Origin of the sequence: Psychrobacter sp. TB55-MNA-CIBAN-0194, assembly GCF_040309505.1 — a bacterium.
Taxonomy (GTDB): Bacteria; Pseudomonadota; Gammaproteobacteria; order Pseudomonadales; family Moraxellaceae; genus Psychrobacter; species Psychrobacter fozii.
Window position 1 is genome coordinate 1 of record NZ_JBEOOW010000053.1, and the last position, 380, is coordinate 380.

1 pseudogene is annotated in these 380 nt (G+C 37.6%); it reads left to right on the forward strand.

Annotated features, from left to right (window positions below):
• Positions 1 to 125: 125 nt before the first annotated feature.
• Positions 126 to 380: pseudogene (locus tag AAEY75_RS14215) on the forward strand (hypothetical protein); the annotation flags it as partial.

The following is a 380-nucleotide window of genomic DNA, read 5'->3' on the forward strand; positions in this document are numbered from 1 at the left end:
GCATTGGTACTGATACCAAGACGCAGTAGTCAAAAGGCAGACAAACTAGTGCCTGAAAATTATGACCCTATAGAAAAAGCTAAAAGTATAGATAGTGAGTAAAATGATTCTTTAGAAAATAGTTAATGGGAAAGCTGACTTATCATAGCAATGATGAATTTTGGAGTTTCTTGATGACGGGGATTGATACACCAGCTATCAATAGTAAAGTAAGAACGAAGATTTTTCCTTTAATTGATACTCATACGCATTTTGATGCTCCTGTGTTTGATAAGGATAGAGGTGAGCAGGCGCAATTTGCCTATGATAAAGGTGTGCGCCATTTAGTTTTGGTTGGCTACTTGCACCGATATTTTGCACGGCTTTATGAGAATCAGCAG